Here is an 8,643-nt window from a genome sequence, read left to right as displayed (position 1 = left end):
CTACCCCCCCCCCCCCCCCCCCCCCCCCCCCCCCCCCCCCCCCCCCCCCCCCCCCCCCCCCCCCCCCCCCCCCCCCCCCCCCCCCCCCCCCGGCCCCGCCCGCAGCCGTGGTCAGCGGGTGGGTGTCGCCGCCTCCTCCTCGTAGGTCTCGGCGGCGGGCTCGCTCTGCGGGGCCGGGCGTACGGCCACCGCCCGGCACGCGTCCCAGGCGGCCACCGCGGCCACCACGAGGGCCACGGCACCGGAGGCGGCGAAGCACAGGGCGAGGGGAGCCCGCCCGATCAGCAGACCCATGACCGCGGCGCCGCCCGAAGTACCGGCGTTGACCGCGGCGTTGACCCAGGCTCCGGCCTGGGTGCGAAACCCGTCCCCGGCGGCCTCGTCGGCGACGAGGTAGGCCGTGGTCAGGGCCGGTGCGACGAAGAACCCCGCGCAGGCCACCGCCGCGACCAGCGTGCCGAGGCCCGGCGCGAGGCCGGCGAGGACCGTGGCGAGACCGAGGCCGAGGGCCGTCAGCGACAGCCGGGCCCGGGCGCCGATACGCCAGTGGACGGCGCCGTTGAGCAGACCGCCGACCGCGCTGCCGGCGGACAGAGCGGCGAGCACCCAGGCCACGGTGTCGTCGCCCCGGTGCCGTTGCCCGGCGAAGGCCAGCACCAGCAGGTCGATGCCGCCGAGGGCGATCCCGACACCGGCGGCCACCAGGACGGGGCCCCGCAGCGCACGGGCGGCGCCCCGGCGGCCGGGCTTCGCGGACTTCGCCCGCGCCGCGGCGGGCCCGATGTTCCGTACCGCCGGGGAGCCGACGAAGGCGACCGTGCCGACCGCGACGAGCAGTGCGCTCAGCGCCACACCGGCCGCCGGGGGCGCGACCTGGACCACGACACCGACCAGCAGCGGACCGGAGACGAACAGCAGCTCCTCGGCGACCCCGTCGAGGCTGTACGCGCGCTGCAACAGCTGCCGGTCGGGCACGAGTTCGCTCCACACGGAGCGCATCGTGGGGCCGAGCGGCGGGGGAACGGCGCCCGCGGCGACGGCCAGGACGACCACCACGGCAGGCGGTGCGCCCGGGCGCCAGGCGACCGCGGCGAGCGTCCCGAGGAGCCCGGCGAAGAGGAGGGCGAGGGGGACGAGGGCCCGGCGCGGGCCGTAGCGGTCGACGAGCGCCGCCCGTGCCGGTGACAGCAGGACGGTCAGGGCGCCGAACAGCGCCATCACCGTTCCGGCGAGGGCGTACGACCCGGTGGCCCGGGTCACGGTGAGCATCACGGACAGGGAGACGATTCCGTACGCCAGCCTGCCGACGAGGGCGACGGTGAAGGTGCGGCGGGCGTGCGGGATGCGCAGGACGGCGGCGTACGAGGGCCGCGCGGAGGGCGCAGACATGGGTGGGGTTCCTCAACTGGAGGCGGGACAGGGGACGCCGGGGTGCCGCGCCGGCTACGGCCTGTTGCCGTTTCGCCGTGCGCGGGCCTGGGCGGGCCCTATGCCACGAGGAGGAACATGTGCGTCAACGTACCAGGGGGGTAGGGGAGTTGGCCACGGGTGCCGGGATGGGCGTCAGAGGTTTTCGCCCCCTCCGCCCCTACCCGTCCCGTCGTCCTGGGGGCTGCGCCCCCTCTCCCCCGCTTTCGACCTGAACGGCCCCGTCCTCAAACGCCGGACGGGCTGAAAGCCTCGCCCTAGGACCCTTCCGTAAGCCCTGCCACCAGTTCGTCCGCCGCCCGGTACGGGTCCAGCTCCCCCGCCACGATGCGCTCCGCCAGGGCGCTCAGGCGGCGGTCGCCGTGCAGGTCGCCGATGCGTTCGCGCAGGGCGGTGACGGCGATGGTCTCGACCTCGGTCGAGGCCCTGGCGCGGCGCCGCTCGGTGAGGACGCCGTGCTCCTCCATCCAGGCGCGGTGCTTCTCGAGGGCCTCGACCACCTCGTCGATGCCCTCGCCGCGCGCCGCGACCGTCTTGACGATCGGAGGGCGCCAGTCGCCGGGCCCGCGGGACTCGCCGAGGCCGAGCATGTGGTTCAGCTCGCGCGCGGTGGCGTCGGCGCCGTCGCGGTCGGCCTTGTTGACGACGTAGACGTCACCGATCTCCAGGATGCCGGCCTTGGCGGCCTGGATTCCGTCGCCCATCCCGGGGGCCAGCAGGACGACGCTCGTGTCCGCCTGGGACGCGATCTCGACCTCCGACTGGCCGACACCGACCGTCTCGACCAGGATCACGTCGCAGCCCGCCGCGTCCAGGACGCGGATCGCCTGCGGGGCGGCCCAGGCGAGGCCGCCGAGGTGGCCTCGGGTGGCCATGGAGCGGATGTACACGCCGGGGTCGGAGGCATGATCCGACATCCGGACGCGGTCGCCGAGCAGCGCGCCGCCGGAGAACGGGGACGACGGGTCGACGGCGAGCACGCCGACCCGCTTCCCCTGCCGCCGGTACGCGCTGACCAGCGCCGAGGTGGACGTCGACTTGCCGACGCCCGGCGATCCGGTGAGCCCGACCACGTAGGCGTTGCCCGTGAGGGGCGCGAGCGTCTCCATGACCTCGCGCAGTTGCGGGGCCGCCCCCTCCACCAGGGAGATCAGCCGGGCCACGGCCCGCGGCCGGCCTTCCCTGGCCTGGGCCACCAGTGAGGAGACGTCCTGCATCACAGCTCCGTTCAGTCGTGTTCGGTCAGCGGCGGGAGATGAAGCCCGTGTCAGGCCTTGGGTACCCGCACGATGAGCGCATCACCCTGGCCGCCGCCACCGCACAGCGCGGCCGCGCCGACTCCACCGCCGCGCCGCTTCAGTTCGAGCGCGAGGTGCAGCACGAGCCGGGCGCCCGACATGCCGATCGGGTGGCCGAGGGCAATGGCCCCGCCATTGACGTTCACCTTTTCCGTGGACACGCCGAGGTCCTTCATTGACTGCACGGCGACCGCGGCGAAGGCCTCGTTGATCTCGATGAGGTCGAGATCCTCGACCTCGATTCCCTCCTTCTTCAAGGCGTGCTGGATCGCGTTGGAAGGCTGGGACTGCAGCGAGTTGTCGGGACCCGCGACGTTGCCGTGCGCGCCGATCTCCGCGATCCACTCCAGGCCGAGCTCCAGCGCCTTGGCCTTGCTCATCACGACCACGGCAGCGGCGCCGTCCGAGATCTGCGAGGAGGTGCCGGCGGTGATCGTGCCGTCCTTGGTGAAGGCGGGGCGCAGCTTGCCGAGGGACTCGGCGGTCGTCTCGGCGCGGATGCCCTCGTCCTTGCTGAAGACGACGGCCTCGCCCTTGCGCTGCGGGATCTCGACGGGGGTGATCTCCGCCTCGTAGATGCCGTTCTTCTGGGCGGCGGCCGCGCGCTGGTGGGAGAGCGCGGCGAACTCGTCCTGCGGGGCGCGCTGGATGCCGAGGCGCGTGTTGTGCTTCTCCGTCGACTCGCCCATGGCGATGTTCTCGAAGGAGTCGGTGAGACCGTCGTACGCCATGGCGTCGATCATCTGCACCGCGCCGTACTTGTAGCCCTCACGGGACTTCGGCAGCAGGTGCGGCGCGTTGGTCATGGACTCCTGGCCGCCGGCGACGACGATCTCGAACTCGCCGGCGCGGATCAGCTGGTCGGCGAGCGCGATGGCGTCGAGCCCCGACAGACACACCTTGTTGATCGTGAGCGCGGGGACGCTCATCGGGATGCCGCCCTTGACCGCGGCCTGGCGTGCCGGGATCTGCCCCGCCCCGGCCTGGAGCACCTGGCCCATGATCACGTACTGCACCTGGTCGCCACCGATGCCCGCACGGTCGAGGGCGGCCTTGATCGCGAATCCTCCGAGGTCGGCGCCGGAGAAGGACTTGAGGGAGCCTAGAAGCCGGCCCATCGGGGTGCGGGCACCCGCGACGATCACCGAGGTCGTGCTGTTCGTACCGGACATGAGGTGCGATCCCCTTTCAGCTTGCACAGCTGAGGAGTGAACGAGGGTTTACTGGAAATGTACTGAGCGGTACGCCACCCGTCATCGGGCTGTAGGTGTGATCGCGCGCACGTTGCGTAACCACCTCCGGAGCGCTGCACTGTCTCCATGCTGACGCGAATCGACCACATCGGGATCGCCTGCTTCGACCTCGACAAGACCGTCGAGTTCTACCGGGCGACATACGGCTTCGAGGTGTTCCACTCCGAGGTCAACGAGGAGCAGGGCGTCCGTGAGGCCATGCTCAAGATCAACGAGACGTCCGACGGCGGCGCCTCCTACCTCCAGCTCCTGGAGCCGACCCGCGAGGACTCCACCGTCGCGAAGTGGCTGGCCAAGAACGGTGAGGGTGTCCACCACATCGCTTTCGGCACGGCGGACGTGGACGCCGAGGCCGCCGACATCAAGGACAAGGGCGTACGTGTCCTCTACGAGGAGCCGCGCAAGGGGTCCATGGGGTCCCGGATCACCTTCCTGCACCCCAAGGATTGTCATGGCGTTCTGACAGAACTGGTCACTTCGGCGCCGGTTGAGTCACCTGAGCACTGACCCTCGTACATATGGGCCGGTAGGGTTGGGGTCGGCCGTCGCCTTCGCGGGGCGGCCCGGGTCCTTTCCACCAGGATCCGAGGGCCGGGGTCCAGGTTTCGGGGGACGAGCGTCGGGGCAGCAGCCCGTGCTCCGCCATTGATCTGACACCATTCCCCGGGGGCCCCGTTCGGCGGATGAACGGAGCTCGTTCGGAAAGACTTGCGACCAGGGGACGGATGGGACCGCGCAGTGCGGGGCTACGAACGCCAGGAGCGAGAGCCGGCGGCTGACGTCGACCACCTCTCTCGGTTCGAGGCCGAGATGGAACGGCTGAAGACCGAGCGGGAGAAGGCCGTCCAGCACGCCGAGGACCTCGGTTATCAGGTCGAGGTGCTGCGCGCCAAGCTGCACGAGGCGCGCCGCAGTCTGGCGACCCGGCCTGCCTACGACACCGCGGACATCGGCTATCAGGCCGAGCAGCTGCTCCGCAACGCGCAGATCCAGGCCGAGCAGTTGCGCGCCGACGCCGAGCGGGAGCTGAGCCAGGCCCGCGCGCAGACGCAGCGCATCCTCCAGGAGCACGCCGAGCAGGCCGCCCGCCTGCAGGCGGAGCTGCACCAGGAGGCTGTCACCCGCCGCCAGCAGCTCGACCAGGAGCTGTCCGAGCGCCGGCAGACCGTCGAGTCGCACGTCAACGAGAACGTGGCATGGGCCGAGCAGCTGCGCGCCCGCACCGAGTCGCAGGCCCGCCGTCTCCTCGAGGAGTCCCGCGCCGAGGCCGACCAGGCGCTGGCGGCCGCCCGTGCGGAGGCCGAGCGGGTCGCCGCGGAGGCCCGGCAGCGGCTGACGAACGACGCGGAGAGCGCCCGCTCCGAGGCCGAGGCGCTGCTGCGCCGGGCCCGTACGGACGCGGAGCGGCTGCTGAACGCGGCGTCCACGCAGGCCCAGGAGGCCACGGACCACGCCGAGCAGCTGCGCAGTTCCACGGCGACGGAGTCGGACTCCGCCCGCCGTCAGGCCACCGAGCTGAGCCGGGCCGCCGAGCAGCGGATGACCGCGGCCGACACGGCGCTGCGCGAGGCTCAGGCGGAGGCGGAGAAGGTCCTCGCCGAGGCGAAGGAGGCCGCGGCCAAGGCCCTGTCGAGCGCCGAGGCCGCGAACGAGACGCGTACGCGTACGGCGAAGGAGCAGGTCGCCCGGCTGGTCAGCGAGGCCACCAAGGAGGCCGAGACCACCAGGTCCGAGGCGGAGCAGATCGTCGCGGACGCGCGTGCCGAGGCCGAGAAGATCACCGCGGAGGCCGCGGAGAAGGCCCGCAGTCTCACCGCCGAGGAGACCGCATCCCAGCTGTCCAAGGCGGCCAGGACCGCCGAGGACGTACTGAACAAGGCGTCGGAGGACGCCAAGAAGACCACCAAGGCGGCCTCCGAGGAGGCCGAGCGGATCCGCTCGGAGGCGGAGGCCGAGGCGGACAGGCTGCGGGCCCAGGCGCACGACATCGCCGAGGAGCTCAAGGGCGCGGCCAAGGACGACACCAAGGAGTACCGCGCCAAGACCGTCGAGCTGCAGGAGGAGGCGCGCAGGCTGCGCGGTGACGCCGAGCAGCTGCGGGCCGACGCGGTCGCCGAGGGCGAGCGCATCCGCTCCGAGGCCCGCCGTGAGGCCGTACAGCAGATCGAGGAGGCGGCCAGGACCGCCGAGGAACTGCTGGCGAAGGCGAAGGCGGACGCCGACGAACTGCGCACGACGGCGACGGCCGACAGCGAGAAGGTCCGCACCGAGGCCATCGAGCGCGCCACGACGCTGCGCCGGCAGGCCGAGGAGACGCTGGAGCGCACCCGCAGCGAGGCGGAGCGGCACCGCGCCGAGATCGTCGAGCAGGCCGAGGGCATCAAGGCGGACGCCGAGCGGGCCGCCGAGGGGCTGCGCGAGGACACCGAGCGGGCCATAGCGGCCCGGCAGGCCGAAGCGGCCGAGGGGCTGACCCGGCTGCACACGGAGGCCGAGGAGCGTCTCGCCGCCGCCGAGCAGGCGCTGACGGACGCGCGTGCGCAGGCCGAGCGGATCCGCCGCGAGGCCGCCGAGGAGAGCGAGCGGCTGCGCTCGGAGTCCGCCGAGCGGATCCGGGCGCTGCAGGCGCAGGCCGAGGCGGAGGCCGAGCGGCTGCGCAACGAGGCCGCGGCGGACGCGTCCGCGTCGCGGGCCGAGGGCGAGAGCATCGCCGTACGGCTGCGTTCGGAGGCCGCGGCGGAGGCCGAGCGGCTGAAGTCGGAGGCCCAGGACTCCGCCGACCGGGTACGGACCGAGGCGCAGGCCGCGGCCGAGCGGCTGGCGACCGAGGGCGCCGAGACGCTGGCGGCCGCGCAGGAGGAGGCCGCCCGGCGCCGCCGCGAGGCCGAGGAGCTGCTCGGTTCGGCGCGGCAGGAGGCCGACCAGGAGCGCGAGCGGGCCCGCGAGCAGAGCGAGGAGCTCCTCGCGTCGGCGCGCACCCGGGTCGAGGAGGCGCAGACCGAGGCCGTACGGCTGGTCGAGGAGGCCGACCGGCGGGCGACCGAGATGGTCACGAGCGCCGAGCAGACCGCGCAGCAGGTGCGGGACGCGGTGGCCGGGCTGCACGAGCAGGCGCAGGAGGAGATCGCGGGTCTGCGCAGCGCCGCCGAGCACGTGGCGGAGCGCACCCGGACCGAGGCGCAGGCGGAGGCGGACCGGGTTCGCGCCGACGCGTACGCGGAGCGGGAGCGGGCCACCGAGGACGGCAACCGCATCCGGCGCGAGGCGAACGAGGAGTCGGAGGCCGCCAAGGCCCTTGCGGAGCGCACGGTTTCGGATGCGATCGCCGACTCCGAGCGGATGCGTTCGGAGGCCTCCGAGTACGCCCAGCGGGCGCGTACGGAGGCGTCGGACGCCATCGCGAACGCCGAGCAGGACGCCTCGCGCACCCGCGCGGACGCCCGGGACGACGCGAACCGGATCCGTTCGGACGCGGCGACGCAGGCGGACACGCTCATCACCGAGGCGCGCTCCGAGGCGGAGCGGCTGACGACCGAGACGGCCGTGGAGGCCGAGCGCGTGCGGGCCGAGTCCGTCGCGAAGGCCGAGCAGCTCATCTCGGACGCGGCCGGGGACGCGGAGCGGCTGCGTGCCGAGGCCGCCGACACGGTGGGCTCCGCGCAGCAGCACTCCGAGCGGATCCGCGCCGAGGCGGAGCGGGTGAAGTCCGAGGCCGCGGCGGAGGCCGAGCGGCTCACGTCGTCCGCGCGCGAGGAGGCGGAGCGGACGCTCGACGAGGCGCGCCAGGAGGCCAACAAGCGGCGCTCCGAGGCGGCCGAGCAGGTCGACAAGCTCATCTCGGAGACGGCGGTCGAGGCCGACAAGCTGATCTCCGAGGCGCAGCAGGCCGCCCTCAAGACGACCGCGGACGCCGAGGCGCAGGCCGACACGATGGTGGGTGTCGCCCGGGGCGAGGCGGAGCGGCTGGTCTCCGAGGCGACGGTCGAGGGCAACACACGGGTGGAGCGGGCCCGCACGGACGCCGACGAGCTGCTGGTCGGCGCGCGCCGGGACGCGACCGCGATAAGGGAGCGCGCGGAGGAGCTGCGCGACCGCATCACGACGGAGATCGAGGAGCTGCACGAGCGGGCCCGCCGCGAGTCCGCCGAGACGATGAAGTCGGCGGGCGAGCGCTGCGACGCGCTGGTCAAGGCCGCCGAGGACCAGCTCGCCGAGGCCGAGGCGAAGGCGAAGGACCTGGTGTCGGAGGCCAACTCCGAGGCGAGCAAGGTGCGCATCGCCGCCGTCCGCAAGGCCGAGGGGCTCCTCAAGGAGGCCGAGCAGAAGAAGAGTTCGCTCGTCGCCGAGGCGGAGAAGATCAGGCACGAGGCGATTCAGGAGGCCAAGGCCGCGGTCGAGGAGGGCCGGCGGGACCTGGAGGTGCTGGTCCGCCGCCGCGAGGACATCCAGGCCGAGATCTCCCGTGTCCAGGACGTCCTGGAAGCGTTGGAGTCTTTTGAGGCCCCGTCCGGCGGAAAGGACGGAGGCGTCAAGGCGGGCGCTGCCGTGGGCGCAACCCGTTCGGGTGGCAAGACGTCAGAAGGCTAGCCAGAAGCAGCCCTTGCGTGCTTGCCAGGGACGTATGACACAGGCTCTGGCAAGTGCTCCGACAGCCAGCCACCCAA

General features: G+C 73.2%; 5 protein-coding genes. 2 read left to right on the top strand and 3 right to left on the bottom strand.

Features of this window, described 5'->3' with window-relative positions; genetic code table 11:
* Window positions 1–111: 111 nt before the first annotated feature.
* From ACN6LB_RS05675 to ACN6LB_RS05665, 3 genes are all read right to left on the bottom strand, one after another.
* Window positions 112–1,389 carry an MFS transporter gene (locus ACN6LB_RS05675; protein ID WP_445024810.1) on the bottom strand — a complete coding sequence of 426 codons (1,278 nt, stop codon included), beginning with the start codon at window positions 1,387–1,389 and terminating at the stop codon, window positions 112–114.
* A gap of 296 nt (window positions 1,390–1,685) precedes the next feature.
* Window positions 1,686–2,645, bottom strand: a complete 960-nt coding sequence (meaB, locus tag ACN6LB_RS05670) for a methylmalonyl Co-A mutase-associated GTPase MeaB (RefSeq protein ID WP_445024809.1) — start codon at window positions 2,643–2,645, stop codon at window positions 1,686–1,688.
* Between the two features lie 50 nt (window positions 2,646–2,695).
* Entirely contained in the window at window positions 2,696–3,898 is a 1,203-nt protein-coding gene (locus tag ACN6LB_RS05665) for an acetyl-CoA C-acetyltransferase (protein ID WP_356138923.1), read from the bottom strand.
* 147 nt (window positions 3,899–4,045) lie between these two features.
* Between ACN6LB_RS05665 and mce the strand changes: the two genes are divergently transcribed.
* The gene (gene mce / locus ACN6LB_RS05660; RefSeq protein ID WP_356138921.1) at window positions 4,046–4,486 is read left to right on the top strand and encodes a methylmalonyl-CoA epimerase; all 441 of its coding nucleotides are present in this window, start codon (window positions 4,046–4,048) and stop codon (window positions 4,484–4,486) included.
* A gap of 231 nt (window positions 4,487–4,717) precedes the next feature.
* A complete protein-coding gene (gene scy, locus ACN6LB_RS05655; protein ID WP_445024808.1) occupies window positions 4,718–8,566 on the top strand; it encodes a polarized growth protein Scy in 3,849 nt (1,282 codons plus the stop codon).
* Window positions 8,567–8,643: the final 77 nt, after the last annotated feature.

This window comes from Streptomyces sp. SAS_270 (assembly GCF_052543295.1).
The sequence above is the reverse complement of the archived record's forward strand: the minus strand, read 5'-3'. Positions and strand labels throughout refer to the sequence as shown.